The following is a 25,153-nucleotide window of genomic DNA, read 5'->3' as shown; positions in this document are numbered from 1 at the left end:
ATGACAATTTGGAATCTAGGCTCGATCAACGCAGACATGATTTATGATGTGCCACACCTGCCTGGCGCGGGTGAGACGCTTTCGGCCAACCGTTTGGATCGGTTTCTGGGCGGCAAGGGCGCGAATATGTCCGTCGCCGGCGCGCGGGCCGGCGCACGGGTGGCGCATATTGGGGCCATTGGGCCCGACGGGCGCTGGGCGCGTGACAGGCTGACCGAATATGGCGTCGATACCCGGTGGATTGCCGAGGTTTCAGATCCTACCGGGCACGCCATTATCGCCGTAGACGCCGAGGGTGAAAACAACATCATCCTGTTTCGAGGCGCAAATCATGCAATTACGTCAGATCAACTGGGCCAGGCGCTGTCATCGGCGGATCAGGGTGATCTGATTGTGACGCAAAACGAAACCAACTTGCAGGTCGAAGCCGCAAAAATGGGTAGCGAAATGGGGCTGACTGTCTGTTACGCCGCGGCCCCTTTTCAAGCCGATGCAGTGCGGGCGGTTCTTCCGTATCTGGATTTCCTGATCCTAAATGAGGTCGAGGCCGAGCAGCTGCGGCAGGCAACCGGACAAGGCCTGTCCGAGTTGGGGATAGAGCATGTCATTGTGACCCTCGGATCAAAGGGCGCGCGATATCATCATAAGGGGACGACCTCGGATTTTTTGGCTCACAAGGTTCAGGCGGTGGACACAACTGGTGCGGGCGATACGTTCACAGGTTACGTTCTGGCAGGAATGGATCGTGGCATGCCGATGGAGCAGGCCATATTGCAGGCAAACCGGGCTGCCGCGTTGATGGTGACACGGCACGGTACGGCGGATGTCATTCCTGATCTGAAAGAGGTGCGCGAAGCGCGCTTTGATTAAGACCCGGCAAAGGGCGCGTCACTGCCCCACAGCTGTTTGACGCGGGCGTCGCGACCGCAGGCTTTGCGATAGGCCTTATAGGCGTTGCGCTGGCGTTTGGGACCGAACCGCGTAAAGACCAGTTTTTCGCCCTTATAGTAATCCTGATGATAGGCTTCGGCCGGGTAAAACCGGTCCTGTTGCAGGATCGGGGTGACAATCGTTTGACGCAGGGCGTGCTGTGCTTTGGATTTTGCAGCCTCGGCCAACGCCTTTTCGCCTGTATTAGAGACGAAAACCGCTGTGCGGTAACTCTCTCCACGGTCGCAAAACTGACCGCCCGCATCCGTAGGGTCGACCGAGCGGAAAAACAGGTTCAGCAGGGTTTCACGGGAAACACGGTCCGGATCAAAGGTAATCTGAACCGCCTCGTAATGGCCTGTGCCGCCTTTGGACACCTCGCCATAGGTTGGGTCGGCGGTTGTGCCCCCGGTATAGCCCGAGACCGCCTGAACCACGCCCGGCACGGATTCGAAATCGGATTCAACGCACCAGAAACACCCCCCCGCCACGGTCAGCGTCTCGGTTCCGGCAGCCGGTGCAGGCGCGGCGCGCAGCATTGCGACGATGAGGATCAGCGCAAACAGAAGCCAAGGTTTGACAGCGTCAATGTATGTGGTTCGGATCATGGTGGGTCTCCTTCCATGATCAGACTGCCTTGGGAAACCCCCGGGCGCAACGCGCTGACATCTGTTCTCACGCGCTGGTGAGACGAGTTTATCGCCTTAGCCCAGCAACTGCCCCAGCTTCATCGCCACACCCATATTGCCCGTGATCTTGAGCTTGCCCATAGCAATACCGGTCATCGGGTTCAGCTTGCCGGTCAGCAGCTTGGTCAGGTTCTCTTGTGAGATACGGATGGTGCAATCCGTGTCCTGATCCTGCGTCGTCGCCTGATTGTCGGCCAGAACAACCACACCGGCATCACCGCAATCGAATTTCAACGACCCATCAAAGTTCTTGCCATTCAGACCGTTCTGAATACCTTCTGCGATATCCTGCAACATGCCCTATCCTTTCAGTGTTGTGACTTGGGTAAAGACATATCCTGCGGTGGAGCAAGAGTGACCTGACGGGAGGTGGCAAAAATGGACGCATAAAAAACCCGGCATCCTGAGGGGCTGCCGGGTCTTCAGGTCAAAATCTCAGCTGTCTTACTTCGACAGCCGTTTGTCGCGTGCTGCCAGCAGTTTCAGGCGCAGGGCGTTCAGTTGGATGAATCCCGCAGCGTCTTTCTGATCGTAGGCACCAGCATCCTCTTCGAAGGTCACGTGCGCCTCGGAATACAGCGAGTGCTCCGACCAGCGGCCCACGGTCGATGCCAGACCTTTGTACAGCTTCACGCGCACGGTGCCGGTGACATGATCCTGAGATTTGTCGATGGCGGCCTGCAACATTTCCCGCTCGGGCGAGTACCAGAAGCCGTTATAGATCAGCTCTGCATATTGAGGCATCAGCTGGTCCTTCAGATGCATCGCGCCCCGATCCATGGTGATGGATTCGATGCCACGGTGTGCTTCCAACAGGATTGTGCCGCCCGGTGTTTCATAGATACCGCGCGATTTCATGCCAACAAAGCGACCTTCGACCAGATCGAGACGCCCAATGCCGTGCTTGCCGCCATATTCGTTCAGCTTGGTCAGGATGGTGGCCGGGCTCATCGCCTCGCCATTGATGCTGACCGCGTCACCTTTTTCGAACCCGATCTCGATGAATTCTGGTTTATTCGGCGCGTCCTCGGGGTGAACGGTGCGTTGATAGACATAGTCGGGCGCCATATCGGCGGGGTCTTCCAGAACCTTGCCCTCGGATGAGGTGTGCAGCAGGTTGGCATCAACCGAGAACGGCGCCTCGCCCCGCTTGTCCTTGGCGATCGGAATCTGGTTGGCCTCGGCAAATTCCAGCAGCTTGGTGCGGCTGGACAAGTCCCATTCGCGCCACGGGGCAATCACCTTGATGTCAGGGTTCAGCGCGTAAGCGGCCAGTTCGAACCGCACCTGATCGTTGCCCTTACCGGTCGCGCCATGAGATACGGCATCCGCTCCGGTCGCCTCGGCAATCTCGACCAGACGTTTCGAGATCAACGGGCGCGCAATCGAGGTGCCCAGCAGGTACAGGCCCTCATACTGCGCATTCGCGCGGAACATCGGAAAGACGAAATCGCGGACGAATTCCTCGCGGATGTCCTCAATATAGATGTTTTCGGGCTTGATCCCCAGCAGCTCGGCCTTCTTGCGGGCGGGCTCCAACTCCTCGCCCTGACCCAGATCGGCGGTGAAGGTTACGACCTCACAACCATACTCGGTCTGCAGCCATTTCAGGATGATCGAGGTATCAAGGCCACCGGAATAGGCCAGAACAACTTTCTTGGGCGCGGACATCTGACTTCCCTTTATGCGTAGAACGACTGGCCCCTAGCGGGTTTTGAACGCGGGGGCAAGTTATCTGCGTTGACGCAGGTCGGGATTTGGGGTGAAACAGAAGGAAAGAAAACAAGGATTGGTTGAAGGGATAGATTTCAGATGTTGGGTTGGAAGATTTTTGCACATTCGGTGCGGATGGTTTTTGGGAATCTCAAACAGGTTTTGCAGATTACCTTCGGGCCATCTTTGGTTGCGACAGCGGTGATTGTCGCCCTGTTTTTTGTATTGGACGTTCCGCTGGATCAACTCAATACAACCACCGGAGAGTTGCCTGCAGGCGTTTCGAGCGGATCGGCGATTGGCTTCCTGGTGGGCTTTATGGTCGTGATATTTGTGACGATGTTCTGGATTGTGGTGTCGTGGCACCGCTTTGTCCTGCTTGAGGAATATCCAAGAGGTATTTTCCCAACCTTCCGGTTCGATAGAATTCTGGCCTATTTCGGGCGGGTTCTTCTGTTGGGTATCTTGATGGCTATCGCGTTCCTGCCGGCGGGCGCGGTACTTTCAGCGCTGGGCGGTGGAGCATTGTCAGTTGTGTTTGTCATTGTCCTTGTCGTCTTCCTCATCATCTGCTTCTACCGTTTGTCCATAATCCTGCCCGCAGCAGCGATTGGGCAACCGTTGACGCTTGGGCAAGCTTGGAACAACACCGCCGGTGCGGGTGGTGCGATCATCGTTCTATTGCTTGTAAGCTTTGTGTTCCAGGTCGTGGTCCAGTTGGTCTTTACAGCTCTCGCTTTCATCCCGGTTCTGGGTGTTTTGCTCTCACTGTTCTTTGGGGTTCTGGTTTTGCCGCTGATCAATGTCAGTATCTTGACCACCATGTACGGCGTGTTCGTTGAAAAGCGCCAGCTGACCTGAACTCGTACACATATGTATTCCTTGCTCTTTCAGCGATGATGGGGCAGGGAAACCGGCATGAGTGATTTCATGACCCGCGCCCGCGCTGCCGAACAGGCGATGCGCTCTGTGTTTCCGGTGACGCCTTTGCAGCGCAATGCCCATCTGTCTGATCGTTTCGGGGCCGATATCTGGCTGAAACGTGAGGACCTCAGCCCGGTGCGGTCCTACAAGATCCGCGGTGCGTTCAACGCCATGCGCAAACAGCAGGGGCAGAACCTGTTTGTCTGCGCCAGCGCGGGAAATCATGCGCAGGGCGTGGCCTTTATGTGCAAGCACATGGATGTGAAGGGTGTGATCTTCATGCCCGTGACGACGCCGCAGCAGAAAATCCAGAAAACTCGTATCTTCGGCGGCGACAATATCGAGATTCATCTGACCGGCGACTATTTCGATGACACGTTGGCCGCCGCGCAGGCGTGGTGCACCGAACAGGGCGGCCATTTTCTGTCGCCCTTTGACGATGTTGATGTGATCGAAGGGCAAGCCTCGCTTGCGGTTGAGATCGAAGCGCAGTTGGGTGGGTTGCCGGACCACATCCTTTTGCCAGTAGGCGGTGGCGGCATGTCTGCGGGCGTGGCTACGTGGTTTGGCGATCGAACCCATTGCCTGTTTGTGGAACCCAAAGGCGGTGCCTGTCTGCACGCGGCAATGGCAGCAGGACATCCGGTGGCATTGGATCAGGTGGACAATTTCGTTGACGGTGCTGCGGTTGGTCGGATCGGTGAAAAACCGTTCGAATTGCTGAAATCCCGTCATCTGTCGGATGCTCTGGTCCTGTCCGAAGACCGCATATGCACAACCATGATCGATATGCTGAATGTCGAAGGCATCGTTCTGGAACCCGCCGGGGCCCTCGCGATTGAGGCGCTGAGCGATATTCAGAGTTTTATCCGAGGGAAAACCGTTGTCTGCGTAACCTCTGGTGGCAACTTCGATTTCGAACGTCTGCCCGAGGTCAAGGAACGCGCGCAGCGCTATCTGGGGGTGAAGAAATACTTCATCCTGCGCTTGCCACAGCGCCCTGGCGCATTGAAAGAGTTCCTGAACATCCTTGGCCCCGAGGATGACATTGCGCGGTTTGAATACATGAAGAAATCGGCACGTAACTTCGGCTCGGTTCTGATTGGTATCGAAACCCGCAAGCCCGAAAACTTTGCCCGTCTGTTCGCGCATCTGGATGAAGCCGGGTTCACTTTTACGGATATCACCGAGGACGAGACCCTCGCCCAGTTTGTGATCTGAGAAAATGACCAGACTGCAAAGTTGTCTGTCGCGGCGATGGATCAGCTGCGTTTGAAACAGACAATATACAGGGCCGGGTTGTCACCCATCGCTAGTGTACCTGTTTGCTGCCTGTACGGCGCCGCTCAGAGCTCGTTCAATCCTGCCTGAAACTCCGTTGCTGAGGTCCGAAATGTGCCGACTATTTCGGCGATATCGACGGTTGCGGCCTGACCCTGTGCCGAATGGCGCTCACCATCCTGGCAGAGCCTGGCCAATGTCCTGAATCCCAGACTAAGCGCGCTGCCCTTCAAGGAGTGTAGATGCTGTTCGAAGTCAGACCGATCATCATCGACCTGCAAATGCTCCAGGCCTTGTTGCACCTCATCGAGAAAGATTTCCACTACCTCGTCAAACTCGTCGGCGCCGACCTCGTCCCGCAGCTGTCTGACCCTGGACCAGTCGATCATGGCCATCCTTTCCCTAAAGATAACGACCCGATTATCACTACAGGCCGTTGGTAAATCCGTGGTTAAGATGGATGCATTTACGACCTTCACAGGATGTTAAACAGCCGTGCGCTAGGGTCGTCCCGTTCCGCATTATGTGGCAGAGCTGAGGGTCAGGTGGCAGAGGTCAGTCAGGCAGAAACAAAGGCAGAGCTGGATTTTGGTGCGATTCGCAAGGTGCTGGTCGTTGATGACAGTCGTCTGCAACGTCGCATCCTTGTGGCCTCGCTGAAGAAATGGGGCTTTGAGGTGCTCGAGGCCGATAGCGGAGAGGCCGCCATCGAAATCTGTGCGGCCATGTCCCCCGACCTGGTCCTGAGCGACTGGGTCATGCCGGGGATGAGCGGGCTGGAATTCTGTCAGGCATTTCGGGCGTTGGAGAATGACGAATACAGCTATTTCATCCTTCTGACTTCAAAAAGCGAAAAGCAGGAGGTTGCGCGCGGACTGGATGCCGGGGCGGATGATTTTCTGATCAAACCTCTTGAGGCCGATGAATTGCGGGCGCGCATATCTGCGGGCGCACGGATATTGGATATGCAGCGTGAGCTGTCTGATAAGAACCGAATGATCGAGACCGCGCTCGAAGAACTGAAAGTGGTCCATGATGCGATCGACAAGGACCTGATTCAGGCGCGTAAGATACAGGAATCTCTGGTCCCCGAACTCACGCGTGATTTCGGTAGGTCGCGTATCAGCATGTTGCTGAAACCTTGTGGGCATATCGGTGGCGATCTGGTGGGAATGTTTTCACCGGGGGTCAACCGTGTGGGGTTTTACAGCATCGATGTGTCCGGCCACGGCATCACCTCGGCGATGATGACAGCACGGCTGGGCGGGTATCTGTCCAGCAAACATTTCGATCAGAACGTGGCGATGGAAAAGCGGTTCGATAAATTTTACGCATTGCTACCACCTGATCAGGTGGCAGAGATGCTCAATTCCCGCCTTATGGCTGATGCTGGCGTCGAAGAGTATTTTACCATGGTCTATGCCATTATCGACCTGCGAAACGGACATCTCAAGATGGTGCAGGCAGGGCATCCGCATCCGCTGTTGTTGCGACAGGATGGTGGGACCGAGTATCTGGGGCAAGGTGGCCTGCCCATCGGACTGTTGCCGGATGTCACGTTTCAGCGAACCGATACCTACATGAAGCCCGGTGACAAGCTGTTGCTATATTCAGACGGGTTCACGGAATGCCGGATGGCGGATGGATCCCTGCTGGAAGAAGAGGGGCTGTGTAGAATGGTGACGGATTGTGCCACCGATCTCAGCGGGCCCGAATTTCTGGACGATATGTTCTGGCGGCTGACACAGGCCATGGATCCGGACCAGGGTATGGATGATGACGTATCTGCGGTTTTCTTTGAATACAGCGGGCCTTAAAGCCCCATCAGGTGTCCCGAAGCGAAATGTCGGTCGCCGCTGTTGCCCAGCATCTGCGCGGCATCCGCACTGTCCAGCCAAAGGGCTTCGTGGAATGGCTCTGAAGGTGGACCTATGCGGCGCACAGGGCGGGCTCGATATATCAAACAGACCTTTTCGGCCCACAGGTCATATTCGGGCATGTATGTGAAACGGCGAAAGGCGCCGACCCGCCGCGGGCCGGCAATCAACCAGCCGGTTTCTTCAAAGACTTCGCGATGCAGGGCGGTGATGGGCGATTCGCCCGGGTCAATACCGCCACCCGGCAACTGTAGATCAGGGCCGGGCTCTGTCTGGCAGGTCAGCAACAGATGTCGTCCTCGAGGCAACAATGCGTATACACCCACACGTCGTGTGTATTTGCGCCCCGCTTGTGGGGTTTCACCGAACCGTCTGATCATGTATGGCCCCTTACAACCCGAAATCTTCGACCTATATGCTGGCGGTATGCCAATCTGTGGCGTTTAAGGAAACCCCATGTCTCTTGGAACAAAAATCGCGTGGGACGACACCGTCCTGCCCTTTCAACTTGATATACCGGATATGCGCGGACGTGTGGCGCGGCTGGACGGAGTGTTGGATGGCATTCTGAAACAGCATGACTATCCCGAAAAGGTCGAGGCTTTGGTGGCCGAGATGGCCTTGCTGACTGCTCTGATCGGCCAGACCGTCGCGTTGCGCTGGAAGCTGTCGCTTCAGGTTCAGTCCAAAGGCGCCGTTCGGATGATCGCAACCGATTACTACGCTCCGCAGGCCGAGGGCGAACCGGCTCGCATCCGCGCCTATGCCAGTTTTGACCCGGACCGCCTGACTGATTCCACACCGTTTGATCAGGTGGGTGAAGGCTATTTCGCCATCATGATTGATCAGGGCGAGGGCACGCAGCCTTACCAGGGGATCACACCGCTGGCTGGCGGCTCTCTCAGCGCATGCGCAGAGGCGTATTTCGCACAGTCCGAACAGTTGCCGACGCGGTTTTCACTGAGTTTCGGCAAATCAACTGAACCTGGCGTCGGTGAGCACTGGCGCGCAGGCGGCATCATGCTGCAGCACATGCCCAAAGCGTCACCATTTGTAGCCAACGCAGAGGGTGACGGTCAGATTCTGTCGGCGGATGATCTGGTTGACGGTGAGGAAGGTGAAAATTGGGGGCGCGTCAACATCCTTCTGGATACTGTTGATGACCTTGAACTGATCGGCCCTTCGATTGCGCCAACCGACCTGTTGATCCGGCTGTTTCACGAGGAACAGCCACGGGTTTATGATGCGCAATCGGTTCAGTTCGGCTGCACCTGCTCGGAAGAGCGCGTGCGCCAAAGCCTGTCGATCTATTCGGCGCGCGACATCGAAAAGATGACAACCCCCGAGGGCCAGGTCACCGCCGATTGTCAGTTCTGTGGTGCCCATTACGTATTGGACCCCGTCACCGTTGGCTTCGATGCCGGTGAGGCCTGATCCAACAGAACAGCTGCGGGCGGCCCTGAGCCGCCCCGGCAACGGGTCCAGTGATTTCGATCTGAACCCTGATGCGGTTTTGCCAGCGGGGCGCAAGCTACGTCCAGCCGGGGTTCTGGTTCCGATTCTTGTAACGGATGAGGCCCCGCGCCTGCTTTTGACCAAGCGCTCATCGGCGCTGAAACACCATCCCGGCCAGATCGCCTTTCCTGGCGGAAAACAGGATGAGACCGATCCGGATGTAACCGCAACCGCCCTGCGGGAAGCACAGGAAGAGATTGGCCTTTCCTCGGATTTGCCTGAAATTCTCGGGCATTTGCCTACCCATGAAACCGTGACGTCTTTTGTCGTAACCCCGGTTGTCGCGATCCTACGAGACGGGTTCGACCCAATTCCTGAGCCGGGTGAAGTTGACGAAGTTTTTTCAGTCCCACTTGCGCATGTTCTAAACCCTGCGAATTATATCGTTGAGTCGCGTCGCTGGCGGGGCCAGCGGCGGTATTATTTCACCGTGCCCTATGGCCCTTATTACATCTGGGGGGCTACGGCCCGGATGTTGCGGGGCTTGGCTGCGCGGGTGAGTGAATGATGAAGCTATCAGAAAGCTGGGTTACAAACCCGGCAACCCAGACAGTCTGCGCCGTTTTGATCGATGCCGGTTTTCAGGCGCTTTTCGTCGGCGGTTGCGTCCGCAACGCGCTTTTGGGGGCGCCGGTCTCGGATCTGGATATTGCCACGGACGCTCCGCCCCAGCAGGTGCTGGATTTGATGCGGGCGGCGGGGTTGAAGGCCATTCCGACTGGGATCGAGCATGGCACGATAACCGTTGTCAGCCAAAGCATCCCGCATGAGATCACGACCTTCCGGCGAGATGTCGAAACCGATGGCCGCCGGGCTGTTGTGGCGTTCTCGGACAATGTTGATGAAGATGCCAGCCGGCGCGATTTCACCATGAACGCGCTGTATGCCCGCCCGGATGGGACGCTTTTGGACCCGCTGAACGGACTGCCCGATCTAAAGGCCCGAAAGGTCCGGTTCATAGGCAACGCCCAGCACCGCATCCGCGAAGACTATCTGCGCTCTTTGCGCTATTTTCGGTTCCACGCCTGGTATGGGGATGCCGAAGCCGGGTTTGATCTCGAAGCCCTGTCGGCCATCGCAACCAATCTGGACGGATTGGCAGGCCTGTCGCGCGAACGGGTTGGGGCCGAGTTTATGAAATTGCTGACCGCGCCTGACCCTGCGCCTTCGGTCGCTGCCATGCGCAGCACGGGCGTTCTGGCACAGATATTGCCGGGTGTTGAGGATCGATCACTTGCCCCGCTGATCGCCTTGGAACAACAGGCTGGTGCAAAGCCCGAGCCGGTCCGGCGGCTTTCCTCCATCGCCACGCCCGAGATTGCCCAGACCCTGCGTCTGAGCAAGGCCCAGACGCAACGCCTGACACGGATGCGGGATGAGGCCGCGGGAACCGCGGGCACTGCCGAGCTTGGGTTCCGTTATGGCGAAGAGGACGGCCTGCACGAAGTTCTGCTGCGTTGTGCTTTGTTGGAACAGCCCTGGTCCGAGGATAAGCGGCAAGCGCTCCGGGACGGGGCAGCAGCGGATTTTCCCGTGCGGGCCGCTGACCTGATCCCTGACTTTACCGGCCCGGCGCTGGGCAAGAAACTGGCCGAGCTTGAGGCGCGCTGGATCGCCTCGGGTTTCACCCTGACGCGCTCCGAGTTGCTGGTCGAGTAAATTGAAGTCTCAAAAGGGGATGACAAGCCGGATCGTTTGTGTTTTCTTGCGCCTGTAACATGAATGGAGGGATGCGAATGTATTACGGGATCTGGTTCGGCTAAAGCCATAACACTTGACCCGTAGGGGTGGTGTTCTGGCGCCATCTTTTTTCGCATGACTTGTTATCTGCTCAATCGGAGCACTCTCTATGTTTCGCTATTTCGAAAATCTCGTCGACCCTTTTGTCGACTACGAAGAAACCGACAAACCGCCGACACGGCTGTGGCCCTTTATGTTGAACTATTCCCGCCCTTTTATGCGGGTGTTCTTCTGGGCCGGATTGATTTCGGTCGTGGTGGCCGCGGTTGAGGTCGGTCTGATCTATTATATGGGTCGCGTTGTTGACTTGCTGTCCGCCCCGCCGGACGAAGTTTGGCGGACCCATAGTACGGAACTGATCCTGGTGGCGCTTTTTGTGCTGCTGCTGCGACCCATGCTGCATGTCGTTGACGTGCTGTTGCTGAACAACACTATCCTGCCGAATTTTGGCACTCTGATCCGTTGGCGCGCGCATAAGCACGTGTTGCGGCAATCGGTGGGCTGGTTCGAGAATGATTTTGCAGGCCGCATTGCCAACCGGATCATGCAGACGCCGCCCGCTGCGGGTGAGGCCGTGTTTCAGGTGTTTGATGCGATTTCCTTCTCGCTGGCATACCTGATCGGCGCAGCCATTTTGTTGATGACGGCTGATGCCCGGCTGCTGTTGCCGTTGTTGATCTGGCTCGTGCTGTATGGGTTTCTGGTGCATTGGACGGTGCAGCGGGTGGGACCGGCTTCGAAGGCGGCCTCAGACGCGCGCTCGGCCGTAACGGGCCGGGTTGTGGACAGCTATACCAATATCCATTCCGTAAAGATGTTTGCCCATGGGGCACAGGAACTGGATTATGCGCGCGAAGCGATCGAGGAAACCCGCCGTACCTTTCAGGCTGAGATGCGGATTTTCACCATCATGGATGCGGTTCTGGTTGCATTGAACGGGTTGCTGATCGTTGGTGTGGTTGGCTGGGCGATTGCTCTGTGGATGCAGGGCAGTGCTACGGTCGGTGTGGTCGCGGCGGCCACAGCCCTGACCCTGCGCCTGAACGCGATGACCGGATGGATCATGTGGGCGCTGACCAGTTTTTTCCGCCAGCTTGGTGTCGTTGCCGAAGGTATGGAGACGATCGCTCAGCCGATCGACCTGTTGGATGCGCCGCAGGCCAAGCCCCTGCATCTGTCCAATGGCAAGATCGAGATTCGTAACCTGTCGCATCATTACGGTCGCAAGACCGGCGGGCTGGATCATATCAACCTGACCATCGAGCCGGGCGAAAAGATCGGTCTGATCGGACGGTCGGGGGCTGGGAAATCGACCCTAGTTAAGCTCCTACTTCGGTTCTACGATGTGGAGCAGGGGGCCATTTTGATCGACGATCAGGACATTGCTCGGGTCACTCAGGACAGCTTGCGCATCCATATCGGTATGGTGCAACAGGACAGCGCGTTGCTGCACCGCTCGGTGCGCGACAATATCCTCTATGGCCGCCCCGAGGCTTCCGAAGAGCAGATGATTGCCGCGGCCAAACAGGCCGAGGCGCATGAGTTCATCCTTGACCTGCAGGACCCGAAGGGGCGTACCGGCTATGATGCGCATGTGGGCGAGCGGGGCGTGAAGTTGTCAGGTGGTCAGCGGCAGCGGGTGACGCTGGCGCGGGTGATCCTGAAGGACGCGCCGATCCTGTTGCTGGATGAGGCGACCTCGGCGCTGGATTCCGAGGTCGAAGCATCGATTCAGGAAACGCTCTATGGCATGATGCAGGGCAAATCCGTGATCGCGATTGCCCACCGCCTCAGCACCATTGCCCAAATGGATCGCATCCTGGTGATGGATGGCGGCCGGATCGTCGAGCAGGGCACCCATTCCGAATTGCTGTCACAGGGCGGGCTTTACGCCCAGTTCTGGGCACGGCAATCTGGGGGCTTCCTGAACACGGAGGCAGCTGAGTGAAACTTGCCGATCTCATAGATCCGTTCAAACCCACCGAAACGCCCCCGCCGCAAAGGCTGGGGGCGTTCATTCGCTGGTGCCTGTCCGGAGCTTGGCCGATGATCCTTGTCGCCTCCGTGTTTTCGGCCTCTGCCGGGGCGATGGAGGCCGGAACCGCCTGGATGCTGGGTCTGGTGATCGACATGGCAAACGAAAGCGGGCCGGATGGGGTTCTGACGGCGGGCAATCTTTGGATAATTGGAGGGGTCGCCGCATTTTTCATGCTGCTGCGACCGGCGCTGTTTGGTCTTTCGGCCTTTTCCAACAACTATATTGTCATGCCCAATATCCCGCCCTTGGTTCTGGCCAAGCTGAACCGGTGGACTTTGGGTCAGTCTGTGACCTATTTCGACGACGATTTTGCCGGGCGGATCGCTCAGAAACAGATGCAAACTTCGAACGCGATGGCCTCGGTCGTGTCCGAGACGATAAGCGCAATGGTTTTTGCGCTGGCGTCTCTGGCAGGGACTTTGCTTTTGTTAGGGTCTATTCATCTGCTGGTCATGCTGCCCTTCGCCGCCTGGTTGGCGGTTTATTTCCTGCTGATCCGCTGGTATTTGCCACGCATCCGGGCACGCTCAGCGGCGCGGGCCGGGGCGCGGGCGATGGTGTCGGGGCAGGTGGTCGACACGATCACCAATATCAAAACCGTCAAGCTGTTCGCCCATTCCGAGTTCGAGGATCAGGCGGCCCGAAACTCGATGGTCGATCTGCGCGAAAAGATGTTGGCCTTTGGCAAGCTCTCCGCCAGTTTTAGGTTCATACTGATGGTTCTGGCCGGGGTGTTGCCCGTGATGCTGCTGGGGGTGACCTTGCTGCTGTGGCGGTCCGGGATGGCCAGCGCTGGTGATATCGTTGCGGCGGGCGCGATGTCCGTGCGAATTTCGCAGATGACCGGCTGGGTCAGTTTCACCCTGATGGGGCTTTATGCCAATGTTGGTGAGATCGAGAATGGCATGAAGACGCTCGCCAAGCGCGACCGGGTCGAGGATGCGACAGGGGCAGTCAGGCTGAGCGTGCCAGAAGGTCAGATCGAATTTGACCATGTCAGCTTTGCCTATGGCGGTGACATCGGCGGCGTAACCGACGTGCACATGACCGTACATCCTGGCGAAAAGCTGGGTATCGTCGGGGCATCGGGTGCGGGGAAATCTACGCTCGTTTCACTTCTACTCAGGCTCTATGAAGGGGAAAACGGCGCAATTCGGATTGATGGGCAGGATGTGTCACAGGTGACGCAGGACAGTCTGCGCAGTCAAATCGGAATGGTCACGCAGGAAACTGCGATGTTCAACCGCTCGGCGCGGGAGAATATCCTATATGGCCGCCCTGATGCCTTGGAAGGCGATATGATCGCCGCGGCGCAAAAGGCCGAGGCGCATGAATTTATCCTTGGCCTGCGGGATGCCCATGGGCGCAAGGGCTATGATGCTCATCTGGGCGAGCGCGGCGTCAAGCTGAGCGGCGGTCAGCGGCAGCGGATTGCGCTTGCACGCGCCATCCTGAAAAACGCGCCGATTCTGGTGCTGGATGAGGCAACCTCGGCCTTGGATTCCGAGGTTGAAGCCTCAATCCAGACCGCGCTGCATCGGGTGATGCAGGGCAAGACGGTGCTGGCGATTGCACATCGGCTGTCGACGCTAAGCGAGATGGACCGGATCGTCGTTCTGGATCAAGGGCAGATCGTTGAAATGGGAAGCCATGACGACTTGCTGGAACAGGGCGGGCTTTATGCCCGGTTCTGGGATCGCCAATCGGGCGGGTTTATTCAGGCCGCCGCCGCCGAATAAGGGTTTTGTTGTGGGTAAAGCCCAGCTATCAGGCCCTCATGACGCAGCATTACAGCATTTTACGCCTTGGTCATCAGGGCGACGGCATCGCCGATGGACCGATCTACGCCCCCCGCACCTTGCCAGGGGAGGTGGTCAGCGGGACATTGGTTGGTCAAGTGCTGAGCGACATTCGGGTCGAGACCCCCTCTGACCAGCGGGTCAAAGCACCGTGCCGTCACTACAAAGCCTGCGGTGGCTGCCAGCTGCAGCATGCCGCGGATGATTTCGTCGCGGATTGGAAGGTCGAGGTCGTGCGCAACGCGCTGGCCGCGCAGGGGCTCGAGGCCCCGATGCGGCCGATCTATACCTCGCCGGAACGATCACGGCGACGGGCTACGATTGCGGTTCGGCGGACCAAAAAAGGCACCATGGCCGGGTTCCATGGCCGCGCCTCGGACACGATCACCGAGATTTCCGATTGTCATCTGCTTGATCCGGCCCTGATTGCAGCTGTCCCCGTGGCCGAGGCGCTTGCCCTTTTGGGTGGTAGCCGCAAAGGGGCGCTGGCGGTCACGCTGACCCTTTCTGATGGCGGTTTGGATGTCGCCGTCAAAGGGGGCAAACCGCTGGATGGTCCGCTTGAACTGGCGCTGGCACAGGCGACCGAGACACATGGGCTTGCGCGGCTCAGCTGGGACGGCGAGGTGATCGCCTCGCGTCACGCCCCGATTCAGCGATTTGGCGCGGCGGCTGTTGTGCCGCCTCCGGGGGCGTTTCTGCAGGCCACGAAGGATGGAGAACAGGCTCTATTACAGGCGGTTTTGCAGGCAACCAAGGGGGCCAAACGGGTTGTCGACCTGTTTGCGGGCTGTGGAACATTTTCACTGCCACTGGCCCAGGACGCCGAAGTTCACGCGGTTGAGGGCGAGGCCCTGATGACCGATGCTCTGGATCAAAGCTGGCGTCGCGCGCAAGGCCTGAAACGGGTCACGACCGAAGCCCGCGACCTGTACCGACGCCCGCTGATGCCTGATGAGCTGAAGAACTTTGACGCGGTTGTCCTGGACCCGCCCCGCGCCGGGGCTGAGGTGCAGGTGGCCGAGCTGGCGCAGGCGCTACCGGCAGTGATCGCCTATGTCTCATGCAATCCGGTCACCTTCGCGCGGGACGCAAAAAATCTGATTAACGCAGGCTATACCCTTGAATGGGTACAGGTGGTTGACCAATTTCGATGGTCGTCACACACGGAACTTGCCGCGCGGTTTGCACTGAACCCCGCATCATGACCAAACAGGAGAGTTTCAGAATGGGGCTTGCCCAGCGCCTGCATGATATCATTGAAAACCCGACCTTCGGTCGGTTCATCACAGGTGTCATCATCTTCAACGCCATCCTGCTCGGCATGGAAACCTCACCGACGCTGATGGAGGCCGCGGGCCCCCTGATCGTTGTGTTGGACAGCCTCTGCCTGACCATCTTCGTTGCCGAGATCGCGATGAAGCTGGTCGCCACGGGGCGGCGGTTCTTTACCAATGGCTGGAACCTGTTTGACTTCATCGTTGTTGGCATTGCCCTGATCCCAAGCGCCGGTGGCCTGTCAGTTCTGCGGGCGCTGCGGATCCTGCGGGTCTTGCGGGTGATCTCGGTCGCGCCACGGCTGCGCAGGGTGGTTGAGGGTTTCATCTCAGCTTTGCCGGGTATGGCCAGCGTTTTCCTGCTGATGGCGATCCTGTTTTACATCGGCGCGGTAATCTCGACCAAGCTATTCTCGGGCACATTCCCGGACTGGTTCGGCGATTTGGGCCTGTCGGCCTATACGTTGTTCCAGATCATGACGCTGGAAAGCTGGTCCATGGGCATCGTGCGCCCGGTGATGGAGGTTTATCCCTATGCGTGGATATTCTTTGTGCCATTCATCATGGTTACGACATTTGCAGTGGTGAACCTGTTGGTTGGTCTGATTGTGAATTCAATGCAGGATGCCCATCACGCCGAGGATGAGGTGAAAACCGATGCCTATCGTGATGAGGTGCTGGAAAGGCTGGAATCCATCGAACGCCGCTTGCTTGAGCAGTCGAACAGCAAAAAGTGATTTCAGTTTTCTGGATTTCTGGCATAATCACAAAAAAAAGCAGAAGCAGGCATTAAACATGGATCGTCGAGCATTTGGAATGGGTGCTGTGGCTACGCTGGGTCTTTCGGCCTGCGCCTCGGCCAACCCCAGATTTCTGGCCTATGATGGCCCCGAGGTGACCTCTATGGTCATCAACAAAAGCGCGCGGAAGCTTTATCTTCTGCACAATGAACATGTCCTCAAGGAATATAAGGTCGATCTTGGCTTTGCCCCCAATGGCACCAAAACAAAACGCGGCGACGGCCGCACGCCAGAGGGCACCTATCTGATCGACCGGCGCAATCCCAAAAGCCGCTATCACCTGTCGCTGGGGATTTCCTATCCGGATTCGAAGGATATCGCAGAGGCCAAGGCTGCGGGCGTTGATCCGGGCGGTGACATTTTCATCCACGGCGAGCCGAAAACCCGGTCCGAGAAAAAGCGTGCCAAGAAGCAATCGGATTGGACGGCAGGGTGCATCGCTGTCAAGAATGAAGAGATCGAAGAGATCTATGCGATGGTGAATCGCGGCACAGTGATTACGCTGCGCCCGTAACCGGCTTCCAGACGTCAAACCCGAATTGCATATAGTCGCGCTGGTAGGTTTCGGCCGCCAGCGCCTCAAGTTTGGTGTCATAGATATCGCTCAGTGAAAACGGGATATCTGGTCTGGTATTGCCGGGCGCGGGCGGGCTGTCATGACCCAGCCGCCGCGCCAGATCAGGCAGGGCAGTTGCAATTTCTTCCTCGCGCAGGATCAGATCCGGCAGGGCAAAACCGACTACGCCCTCCAACACCTGCGCCTGACTGCACCAAACGCCGTCAACGCGCACAGGGGTTTGTCCCGCCAGGTTTTGCCGCAGGAAGGTCAGAAAAGCCGAGAATGCCTCATAATGCTGTTCGATGGGGTAGTTTTCAGCGCGTAACTGTCCGGGGATCGGAAGCTTGAACCGGTTGCGCAGCATATTGCGGATTTTCAGATAGGCGCCGGGCTCGGTGCTGAGGATATAGGAACAAAAGGCCGAATGTGCGCGTACCAGCGGGTGCCGCACCACGGTGAATTTGCGATGCCCCGGATGATCCTGTAACCACTGGCGGGTCTTTTTGCGGTTTTGATCAGTGATCAGGTCATCCGCACTGATTGAATCAAGCGCTGCCATCCATTGCTTCACAACCCCTTCAATGCCGCTCCGCACGGGCAGATACATTAACGGGGTTTTCGGCGTGGCGACATAGGTCGCAACGGCCGCGCCACGCCGAGGTTCAAAATTCGGAGTTCTGTGCAGGCTGAAACTGTCGATGCGCGACAAGGCCTGTTCGGTCTCATCAGGGTTTGTCACCTTGGACAAGGCCGGCTCAGGGTTTTGGGGTTTGAGCGTGTCGTCGATCGTGGTCAACCGGCCCGATACCCCAAGCCAGGCCGCCAGGCCGTTCAGGCTGTCGAGCCGGTTCAGATCGTCGTAAGCGATGAAAAAGGCGGTTTGCCCGCTGGCCTGAAGATGATGCAGCAAAGTCAGTTGAAAGGCCTGTTGCTGGTCCAGATAGGTTTCGAATTCACGAGGGTTGAAGGCGATCTGCTCGGCGCGCCGCCGTTTGACGTTTTTCAGCTGCCATTGCTTGGTCTCGCGCGCGATCTTCAATGAGATATAGCTGTCCAGAGGGTTGCGCGTCAGAATGATCTTGGCGCAACTCGGATCATCCAAAACAGGCTCTAATACACGCGGATCATGGCCCTGGAAAAAGCGAAACCCGTTCATTTCACCCTCAGCTGATCGGATGGCGTTCAGCAGGGTTTTAGGGTCATTGTCGCGTTCTTCGAGAGTGACGCCCAGCAGGCTGTCCCCCTTTAGCCTGCCAATGAAATGAGGATTGAAGGCCTCACCATGGCTGGAGACACCTTCCAATGCGTTCAGATTTGCCTCAAGCAGGTTCGATCCGGTCCGCATGGCGGCAAGTATTACGAAATAGTCGAATTTGGATGACATGAAACGCTATTGCACCAGATATGGTTTTCGATAAGGCCTGAGTTGCCGGCCAAAAATGTCATCGGCTGGAAAATCTCCCATAAGATAAGGGTGCATACCCTGGTTCTTTAGGTTTTGCAGGAACTTCCCGAACCCGGACAGGTCAACCATCGTAGGGGCTTGGGTCAGGTGGCTGGGGTTTTGGCATCCGGTTTCTTCCAGAATGGATTGCAGAGGCTCCATCGGAGATTCCACAAACTCGGCCAGCGACCAGGTGCGCACTTTGGCCTTGGTCCAGACCGAAGTTAAAACCTCAAGCTGTTTGGTCTCGATTTGTTGCAGGCGGGCGGCTTCGTTACGGATATCCGCGAAATTTCCATTCGAACGGAACAGGGGAATGGCCCAGGCGCCTGTGACAACTGAAATCTGCGCATTTCTGTCGCGCGCCAGAAACCAGTTGATGTCCTGCGTATCCGTGGGGCCAAATTGAAAGCACTGCTTCTCGCCCCGAGTATTCCAGATCAGGTTCGACAAAAACGCCGTAGGATTATAGTCCCGCAGGCTGGCACAATCGCTTAGTGCGCCGTTGACCAAAGGCGCTCCGCCGGCGAATTCCGCACGTTCGGGACCGAAGAGGTGACCGTGGACCTTTGTTCCGGTGGCTTCCGATAGCCAGGGCTCGAAATCTGCGAACAGTTCGGTAAACCCCTGGAATACCGAATAGGGGAACGACGTCAGTCCGTTCTCGCTGCCGTGGCGGGGAAAGCGGCTTTGCATATACAGGCCATCCCGGCCTCGGGTCCTGCGCTCGACCGCTTTCGAGAACAACCGGTCGATCTTGCCCGGGTTGGGTTCTGTAGGCTTCATCGCCTGTGCCTGGTTGGTCAGAAACGCCTGATAAAGCCGATTGGCCTGGGGCCAGATCTTGCGTGCTACAAAACAGTCCGACCGTCGCAATAGCTGTAGATGATCGTCATAAAAGATATGCGGGCGACCTTGATAATCAAATTTGGACAGCGTCAGGGAGCGACTTTCGATATGTGTTGAATAAAGCCGAGTTAGAGTCTGAAAATAGCTTTCGTCGGGAATCCAGACGCGCCGGAAATAGCGATCATATGTTTTGCGTTTGGGATCTTGCAGAATGGCCGACAGCGTTTGACGGGTCAGGCACCACCATTGACTGCCCATATGCGGCACCAGACCTTCGGGTATCGACCGTCGGATTCCGATGGTCCGCTGTAGCTTTACGTAAGCGTCGAACAATTTGCGCTGTTTACGCCACGAGAACGGAAATCTCAGAGTAAATCGTTCCTGATCCAGTCCGCCAATCGTCCAGCTTACATCAGCTGTTGTCGCGCTTTCGATAAAGTCGACACGGGGCCGTTCCGCTAGATATGTGACCAGCTCATCGACGGGCCGTAGCGGCAGGCAGGCGCCCGAGGCCAGAAAGATATGGTGTACATCGGGAAAGGCCTTCAGCATCAGTTCAGCCGCTGATTGCGAGGCTGCAACAATGCCCCAACCGCCCCAGTTGCAGGTGTGGCGCTCCGAGAACCGGATCAGAGGTTCGTCCGCACAGGAGGCTACAAAGTCATCAAAAACAGTGTCCGCAACCTTGCGGTCGACATGGATCACCACCGGGCAGCCGGATGCCGCCCAATGGCGCGCGACCTGTTGCGCCCTTGGAAGCGCGGCGTGCACCAGCATGATGACGCCAAGGCTGCTCATGCCCAGTTCCCTTTCGACATGAGGCCAAGAATCTCAAGCTGTCGCCAGTTGATATATGCCTCGGACCAGTCGCACCAAAACACCGGGCGGTCGTTCAGCCCTTCGGCATAGGCGCGATATTCGCCGGACCCGCGATAGTGCTGACGCCGCTCCATCTCTTCATCTGCCTTGTCGCCCAAGGTGTTGATCAGCTTGGCATGCAGCAACGCCCCGCTGGTTTTTTCGCCACCCCAATCGTCATAGACCTGGTTCAGCCCGCGTGGCAGCAGCGAATGGGTCGAACTGACATAGACATACCGACGGTCCCACTTGACCAGCGGTATCTTGTTCAACGCAGGCGCCTTTTCCGGAGCCTGGCGGAAAAAGACACGGGCGCGCGGTCCACCCTGTATCCAGAGATTCCCGTATTCAGGGTTTTTGCTGATCACATAATTCCCGGCATCGAACCAACGGGCAATCTCGAAGGGGTCTTGCCCTTCACGATAGGGTTCGGCATCTACCGGGCCCTGCGGGTACATGTCGATCAGCATGGTGCCGAAACTGCGGACGGCACAGCCATCAAGCCAGTCGGTCAGGGCACGAATGGGCCGCGTGTCGCAGAACGGATAGATGAAGAACTCATCCGGATCGACCGTCAGAACCCAGTGCCCATCGGCGTATTTGCGCAGCAGATAGTTCGACCAATCAGTGCCATATGTGGCCCGCTTATAGCTGCCGTTGGACTGCCAGACCGATACGTCCGGCTGACTACTCAGAAACTCGCGGGTGCCGTCGTCGCTGTTGTTGTCCACAAACAAAAAGCGATCAACGCCAAGTTTTCGGTAATATTCCAGAAAATAGGGCAGGCGGATTTTTTCGTTTCGCACCACGCTCATCAACAGGATGTCACCGGGTTGAATGGCGTTGGTTTTGTCGGAAACCGCTTCTAATTCGCGCCGTTTGCGAACGCAACGCAACAGGCGGCGCTTGCGCCGCAATCTCATTCGGTATGAATCCAACAGGCTCACGCGACTGCCCAACCTTTGTTTATACGCGAGCATACCCGGGGCCTGAACAAGCCAGAGTGGAGCCGGGCGAATGCCATTTTATGCCACTTTACCATCTAATGAAGCAACGCATTTAAAAGTAGTTAGTCCGAAACGTTGTTTTTCCAGTCAGTTTTGCCCATCAAGCCAAGCTCACACAGTTGGCGCCATCCGATATATTCCACTGATTGTGGATCCCACATGATCGGGCGGTTAATTATGCCGTCATAATAGCTGTCGAACTCCGCCGGGTCGTGAAAATGCTGCGCTCGGGTTTTCTCGATTCTTGATTTGATGACCACCTCGGGCAGGAACTTTGTGTGCAGCAACACGCCTGAAGGGCCGTGGCTCCCCGGTCCGTCATATGTGGCGTTCAAACCTCGGGGCAGGGCGGAATGGCAGGAGTTCACGTAAGCATAGTGCCGCGACCAGCGTACCAGCGGTATTTTGTTTAAAGTTGGTGACCGCTCGGGCCGGTCAGCAAAAAACACGCGTTCCCGTGCACCGCCCTGAACCCAGAGGTTACCCAGCGGCGATTGCCGTTTGGCGCGCAACGGGCCTGGATCAAACCAGCCCAAAACTTCGGTCGGGTCGGTTCCGGGGTCATAGGGCTGTGTGCCGAGCTGTTCTTTGGGGTACAGGTCCAACATCAAGGCTCCGAAAGCGACGCGCCCCTGTGCCTCTAGCTGTTGGGTCAAATCCTGCAGCGGATGGCTGTCCCATTCGGGATAGATAAGCAACTCATCCGCATCCACCATCAAAGTCCAATGGCCGTGACCAAATCGCATCTGTAGCCAGGTCAGCCAATCCAGCCCGTATCGTGAGGCGCGATAGCTGGCATCGGTTTGCCACAGGGATACATCCGGTTGATCTTGCAGATATGCGACCGAGCCATCTTCGCTGCCGTTGTCCACGATCAGAAAATGATCAACGCCCAGCGACCGGTAGTGATGGAAATACCAGGGCAGGCGCGTGATTTCATTTCGCAGGGTGGTAAAGACCAGTATCGCACCCGGGCGTATCTGGTCGGTTCGGTCGACCAGTTGGGTTAACTGATGGCGGCTGCGAAAGGATCGCCACAACAGCCGCCTGCGTTTCAGGCGCAAGCGATAGCGTTGCACCCATCCGATTGGCGGCAGGGTATCGCTCACGCGGCCCTCATCTGTCGTAATGCCCGTTCTGATGCCAGCGCCAGGCATCGGCAATCATCGTCTCTAACACGGACCTTTTGGGGGACCAGCCCAGTTCTTGCCCGGCCCGGTCCGAGCCCGAAACCAGCTTGGTGCAATCTCCGGCGCGGCGTGGACCGATTGTATAGGGCACCGCGCGATTGGTGACGGATTTCGACTGTTCGATCACCTCCATCACTGAAAAGCCGGACCCGGTGCCCAGGTTGAAAACGCGACTGTCTTTGCCCTGTTCCAGCCAGCGCAGCCCCAGAACATGCGCGTCAACCAGATCGCAGACATGCACGTAATCGCGGATACAGGTGCCATCGGGCGTGTCATAGTCGGTTCCGAACACAGTCAGCCCGTCGCGCTTGCCGTCAATCGCATCCAACATCAGCGGAACCAGATGGGTCTCGGGGCGGTGGAATTCGCCTACCTCTCCGTCCGGATCGGCGCCAGCCACGTTGAAGTAGCGAAAAATCACGTGGTTCATCCCGTGAGCGGCCTGGAAATCACGCAGGATATCCTCGATCGCGCGTTTGGAGGCGCCGTAAGCGTTCAGCGGGTTTTGCAGGGTGTTTTCGTCCAGGACCACATTGTCATGTTCGCCAAAGGTGGCGCAGGTCGACGAAAACACGAAATCCAGACATCCAGCCGCCACGGCGGCCTCGATCAGGGTCAGCGAACCGGTGACATTGTTCGCCCAATATCTTCCGGGTTCAGACATCGCCTCACCCACCTGGCTGAGCGCTGCAAAATGCATCACGGCGGCGGGCTGATACTTGGCGAAAACCTCATCCAGCCGCGCCCGATCCAGCAGATCACCCTGTTCGAACGGGCCAAATTTGACCGCGTCCTGCCAGCCGGTGATCAGGTTGTCATAGGTGACAGGTGTGTACCCGGCCAGCGCCAGCGCCTTGCAGGCATGGGATCCGATATATCCGGCACCGCCGGTTACAAGGATATGTGTCATATCAGATCCCGTTATTCCGGTTTTTCAGGGTGCGACAGCCTGCGGCACTCAGTCCAGCCCCATCGCGGCCATCATCTCTTCAAGTTTGGGAACGTCCTGCGGATTGTTTAGTTCCCAGAACTGGCGGCCTTTGGATTCGACTTCAACACACAGAACCTTACGCCCGTTTTCCATGAAACGCAGCTGTTCCAGCCCTTCCAGCTGCTCTAATGGACCGACAGGCCAGGACGGATAAGCCGCCAGCGCGTCAGGGCGGTAGGCATAGACGCCGACATGGTGAAACACCGGCGTTTCCTCCCCACCCGCATAAGTCTGTGAAGTAAAGGGCACGACCTCTTTCGAGAAATACATCGCGCCGTGATCGGCGGCGAAAACGGCGGTTGTTCCACCGACGCGCCCGTGTTTGCGGTCATTCAGCAGGCTGTTGAGCGCATCGCCGTCGCAGCGCAGAACCGGAGTGGCCACCCCAGCCTTGGGTGCGGCACGCAGACCGGTGATCAGATCTTCGACGAACCAATGCGGGGTCAGCGGTGCATCGCCCTGCAGGTTCACCACGATGTCATAGCTTGCCCCCAGCACATCATGCGCTTCGGCGCAGCGTTCGGTGCCATTGCCACAGGTTTCCGAGGTCATCACAACCTCGGCCCCGAACCCTTCGGCCACCTCGCGAATGCGGTCGTCATCGGTGGCAACCACAACGCGGTCCACGCCCGAGACCGAACTGGCAGCGCGCCATGACCGCTCGATCAGAGTCATTGCATTGCCACTGGCCCCGGTGAGCGGCACCAGAGGTTTGCCCGGATAGCGGGTCGAGGCGTAGCGGGCGGGAATGGCGATCAGAACGGACATCAGGCCTCCTTCAGGTCTACACCCGGAGCGTAGGCGATAAAGAACGGGTTTGCATAGCCGTCCTTGCCATAGGTCAGCGGCGCATGATTGTCGAACCGGACAACTTTGCCGCCCGCACCTGTCAGCACGGCGTGACCTGCTGCGGTATCCCATTCCATCGTGCGGCCAACGCGGGGATAGATATCTGCCTCGCCCGTCGCAATCAGGCAGAATTTCAGCGACGAGCCCGCGCTTTTGCTGTCCTGCACTTGATATTTGTTGATGTAATCGTCGGTCGCCTGGTCACGATGTGACTTCGAGGCCACGACCAAAAGCGCGGAATTGTCTGGATCAGAGACCGAAATCGGAGCCACGGCGCCGGGTTGATCCTTGTCCAGCGCGCCGGTTTCCTCGACCGATTGCCCGTCGGCCAAAGTATAGAACATCCGGCCGCGGGCTGGCGCATAAACCACGCCACGCGTTGGGGTGCCGTTTTCGACCAGCGCGATATTAACGGTGAAATCGCCGCGCCGGTTGATGAACTCTTTGGTGCCATCCAGCGGATCAACGATCAGGAACGTATCGCCTTTTTCAGAATGCGAGGCGGCCTGTTCCTCAGTCACCAGCAGGATATCGGGGAACGCCACGCGCAGACCGGCCGAGATCAGCGCATCGGCGGCCTCATCTGCTTCGGTCACGGGGCTGGCATCGGATTTGACCTTCACGTCAAACTCATCCGAGTTATAGATGTCCATGATCGTATCGCCCGCTTCCAGGGCCAGACGTCGGATGACGGGGATGAGGGCATCATAGGTCACAAAAAAGCTCCGTTCCTGTGATTTGTTGATCGAATAACCTGACGGCCTTATGCTGTGCTGGTTACGGAACGGCAAGAATTTCGTGCCAGATTGCAGGCAATAATACA

General features: G+C 57.6%; 24 protein-coding genes. 12 read left to right on the top strand and 12 right to left on the bottom strand.

The window, feature by feature from the left end; all coding sequences use genetic code 11:
• Complete coding sequence (locus AC2FH6_RS12520) at window positions 1-870, top strand: ribokinase (RefSeq protein WP_282022151.1); 870 nt, start codon at window positions 1-3, stop codon at window positions 868-870.
• Here AC2FH6_RS12520 and msrA read toward each other — a convergent pair.
• From msrA to AC2FH6_RS12505, 3 genes are all read right to left on the bottom strand, one after another.
• The gene (msrA, locus tag AC2FH6_RS12515; protein WP_496702892.1) at window positions 867-1,538 is read right to left on the bottom strand and encodes a peptide-methionine (S)-S-oxide reductase MsrA; all 672 of its coding nucleotides are present in this window, start codon (window positions 1,536-1,538) and stop codon (window positions 867-869) included. The genes AC2FH6_RS12520 and msrA overlap by 4 nt on opposite strands.
• A 96-nt stretch (window positions 1,539-1,634) precedes the next feature.
• Entirely contained in the window at window positions 1,635-1,916 is a 282-nt protein-coding gene (locus AC2FH6_RS12510; protein WP_496702890.1) for an SCP2 sterol-binding domain-containing protein, read from the bottom strand.
• Between the two features lie 147 nt (window positions 1,917-2,063).
• A complete protein-coding gene (locus AC2FH6_RS12505) occupies window positions 2,064-3,290 on the bottom strand; it encodes an argininosuccinate synthase (RefSeq protein WP_142637390.1) in 1,227 nt (408 codons plus the stop codon).
• A gap of 141 nt (window positions 3,291-3,431) precedes the next feature.
• Between AC2FH6_RS12505 and AC2FH6_RS12500 the strand changes: the two genes are divergently transcribed.
• The gene (locus AC2FH6_RS12500; RefSeq protein ID WP_496702888.1) at window positions 3,432-4,193 is read left to right on the top strand and encodes a hypothetical protein; all 762 of its coding nucleotides are present in this window, start codon (window positions 3,432-3,434) and stop codon (window positions 4,191-4,193) included.
• Window positions 4,194-4,250: 57 nt separating this feature from the next.
• On the top strand, window positions 4,251-5,477 hold the full coding sequence (ilvA, locus tag AC2FH6_RS12495) for a threonine ammonia-lyase IlvA (RefSeq protein WP_496702886.1): 1,227 nt from the start codon (window positions 4,251-4,253) through the stop codon (window positions 5,475-5,477).
• A gap of 125 nt (window positions 5,478-5,602) precedes the next feature.
• Here ilvA and AC2FH6_RS12490 read toward each other — a convergent pair whose 3' ends face one another.
• Entirely contained in the window at window positions 5,603-5,926 is a 324-nt protein-coding gene (locus tag AC2FH6_RS12490) for an Hpt domain-containing protein (RefSeq protein ID WP_496702884.1), read from the bottom strand.
• Between the two features lie 156 nt (window positions 5,927-6,082).
• On the opposite strand from AC2FH6_RS12490, the gene AC2FH6_RS12485 reads away from it, so the two are divergent.
• Window positions 6,083-7,354: a PP2C family protein-serine/threonine phosphatase gene (locus AC2FH6_RS12485; RefSeq protein WP_496690215.1), complete on the top strand. Its 1,272-nt coding sequence runs from the start codon at window positions 6,083-6,085 to the stop codon at window positions 7,352-7,354.
• On the opposite strand, the gene AC2FH6_RS12480 is transcribed toward AC2FH6_RS12485, so the two are convergent.
• Window positions 7,351-7,794 carry an NUDIX hydrolase gene (locus tag AC2FH6_RS12480; protein WP_496692609.1) on the bottom strand — a complete coding sequence of 148 codons (444 nt, stop codon included), beginning with the start codon at window positions 7,792-7,794 and terminating at the stop codon, window positions 7,351-7,353. The two genes, AC2FH6_RS12485 and AC2FH6_RS12480, sit on opposite strands and share 4 nt — an antisense overlap.
• A gap of 76 nt (window positions 7,795-7,870) precedes the next feature.
• Here AC2FH6_RS12480 and hslO point away from each other — a divergent pair, with 76 nt between their 5' ends.
• The 8 genes from hslO (at window position 7,871) to AC2FH6_RS12440 (ending at window position 17,097) form a co-directional block, all read left to right on the top strand.
• Entirely contained in the window at window positions 7,871-8,848 is a 978-nt protein-coding gene (hslO, locus tag AC2FH6_RS12475; RefSeq protein WP_496692610.1) for an Hsp33 family molecular chaperone HslO, read from the top strand.
• Window positions 8,832-9,437: a CoA pyrophosphatase gene (locus AC2FH6_RS12470; protein WP_496692611.1), complete on the top strand. Its 606-nt coding sequence runs from the start codon at window positions 8,832-8,834 to the stop codon at window positions 9,435-9,437. The genes hslO and AC2FH6_RS12470 overlap by 17 nt, the downstream gene beginning before the upstream one ends.
• Complete coding sequence (locus AC2FH6_RS12465; protein WP_496702996.1) at window positions 9,437-10,588, top strand: CCA tRNA nucleotidyltransferase; 1,152 nt, start codon at window positions 9,437-9,439, stop codon at window positions 10,586-10,588. The genes AC2FH6_RS12470 and AC2FH6_RS12465 overlap by 1 nt, the downstream gene beginning before the upstream one ends.
• Before the next feature lie 190 nt (window positions 10,589-10,778).
• Window positions 10,779-12,617 (top strand): ABC transporter ATP-binding protein, encoded by a 1,839-nt coding sequence (locus AC2FH6_RS12460; RefSeq protein ID WP_496702882.1) that lies wholly within the window; start codon window positions 10,779-10,781, stop codon window positions 12,615-12,617.
• Window positions 12,614-14,446, top strand: a complete 1,833-nt coding sequence (locus tag AC2FH6_RS12455; RefSeq protein WP_496702881.1) for an ABC transporter ATP-binding protein — start codon at window positions 12,614-12,616, stop codon at window positions 14,444-14,446. The genes AC2FH6_RS12460 and AC2FH6_RS12455 overlap by 4 nt, the downstream gene beginning before the upstream one ends.
• 38 nt (window positions 14,447-14,484) lie before the next feature.
• The gene (locus AC2FH6_RS12450; RefSeq protein WP_496702879.1) at window positions 14,485-15,714 is read left to right on the top strand and encodes a class I SAM-dependent RNA methyltransferase; all 1,230 of its coding nucleotides are present in this window, start codon (window positions 14,485-14,487) and stop codon (window positions 15,712-15,714) included.
• A 20-nt stretch (window positions 15,715-15,734) separates the two neighbouring features.
• Window positions 15,735-16,520 (top strand): ion transporter, encoded by a 786-nt coding sequence (locus AC2FH6_RS12445; protein WP_496702994.1) that lies wholly within the window; start codon window positions 15,735-15,737, stop codon window positions 16,518-16,520.
• Window positions 16,521-16,578: 58 nt separating this feature from the next.
• Window positions 16,579-17,097 (top strand): L,D-transpeptidase family protein, encoded by a 519-nt coding sequence (locus AC2FH6_RS12440; protein ID WP_142637369.1) that lies wholly within the window; start codon window positions 16,579-16,581, stop codon window positions 17,095-17,097.
• Here AC2FH6_RS12440 and AC2FH6_RS12435 read toward each other — a convergent pair.
• The 7 genes from AC2FH6_RS12435 to cysQ all read right to left on the bottom strand — a co-directional run bounded on the left by AC2FH6_RS12435 (window position 17,081) and on the right by cysQ (window position 25,046).
• Entirely contained in the window at window positions 17,081-18,526 is a 1,446-nt protein-coding gene (locus tag AC2FH6_RS12435; protein ID WP_496698723.1) for a nodulation protein NodH, read from the bottom strand. The two genes, AC2FH6_RS12440 and AC2FH6_RS12435, sit on opposite strands and share 17 nt — an antisense overlap.
• Window positions 18,527-18,532: 6 nt before the next feature.
• The gene (locus AC2FH6_RS12430; RefSeq protein ID WP_496690220.1) at window positions 18,533-20,233 is read right to left on the bottom strand and encodes a DUF5927 domain-containing protein; all 1,701 of its coding nucleotides are present in this window, start codon (window positions 20,231-20,233) and stop codon (window positions 18,533-18,535) included.
• Window positions 20,230-21,216 carry a glycosyltransferase family 2 protein gene (locus AC2FH6_RS12425; protein ID WP_496702876.1) on the bottom strand — a complete coding sequence of 329 codons (987 nt, stop codon included), beginning with the start codon at window positions 21,214-21,216 and terminating at the stop codon, window positions 20,230-20,232. The genes AC2FH6_RS12430 and AC2FH6_RS12425 overlap by 4 nt, the downstream gene beginning before the upstream one ends.
• A gap of 146 nt (window positions 21,217-21,362) precedes the next feature.
• Window positions 21,363-22,457: a glycosyltransferase family 2 protein gene (locus tag AC2FH6_RS12420; protein WP_496702874.1), complete on the bottom strand. Its 1,095-nt coding sequence runs from the start codon at window positions 22,455-22,457 to the stop codon at window positions 21,363-21,365.
• Window positions 22,417-23,400 carry a UDP-glucose 4-epimerase GalE gene (gene galE / locus AC2FH6_RS12415; RefSeq protein WP_496702872.1) on the bottom strand — a complete coding sequence of 328 codons (984 nt, stop codon included), beginning with the start codon at window positions 23,398-23,400 and terminating at the stop codon, window positions 22,417-22,419. Before galE ends, AC2FH6_RS12420 begins: the two co-directional genes overlap by 41 nt.
• A 48-nt stretch (window positions 23,401-23,448) precedes the next feature.
• Window positions 23,449-24,249: a 3-deoxy-manno-octulosonate cytidylyltransferase family protein gene (locus AC2FH6_RS12410; RefSeq protein ID WP_496692620.1), complete on the bottom strand. Its 801-nt coding sequence runs from the start codon at window positions 24,247-24,249 to the stop codon at window positions 23,449-23,451.
• Window positions 24,249-25,046, bottom strand: coding sequence for a 3'(2'),5'-bisphosphate nucleotidase CysQ (gene cysQ / locus AC2FH6_RS12405; RefSeq protein WP_496702870.1), 798 nt, complete (start codon window positions 25,044-25,046; stop codon window positions 24,249-24,251). The genes AC2FH6_RS12410 and cysQ overlap by 1 nt, the downstream gene beginning before the upstream one ends.
• Window positions 25,047-25,153 lie beyond the last annotated feature (107 nt).

This window comes from Ruegeria sp. CDSC045, assembly GCF_059610725.1.
This window is presented reverse-complemented; position numbering and strand designations above follow the sequence as displayed.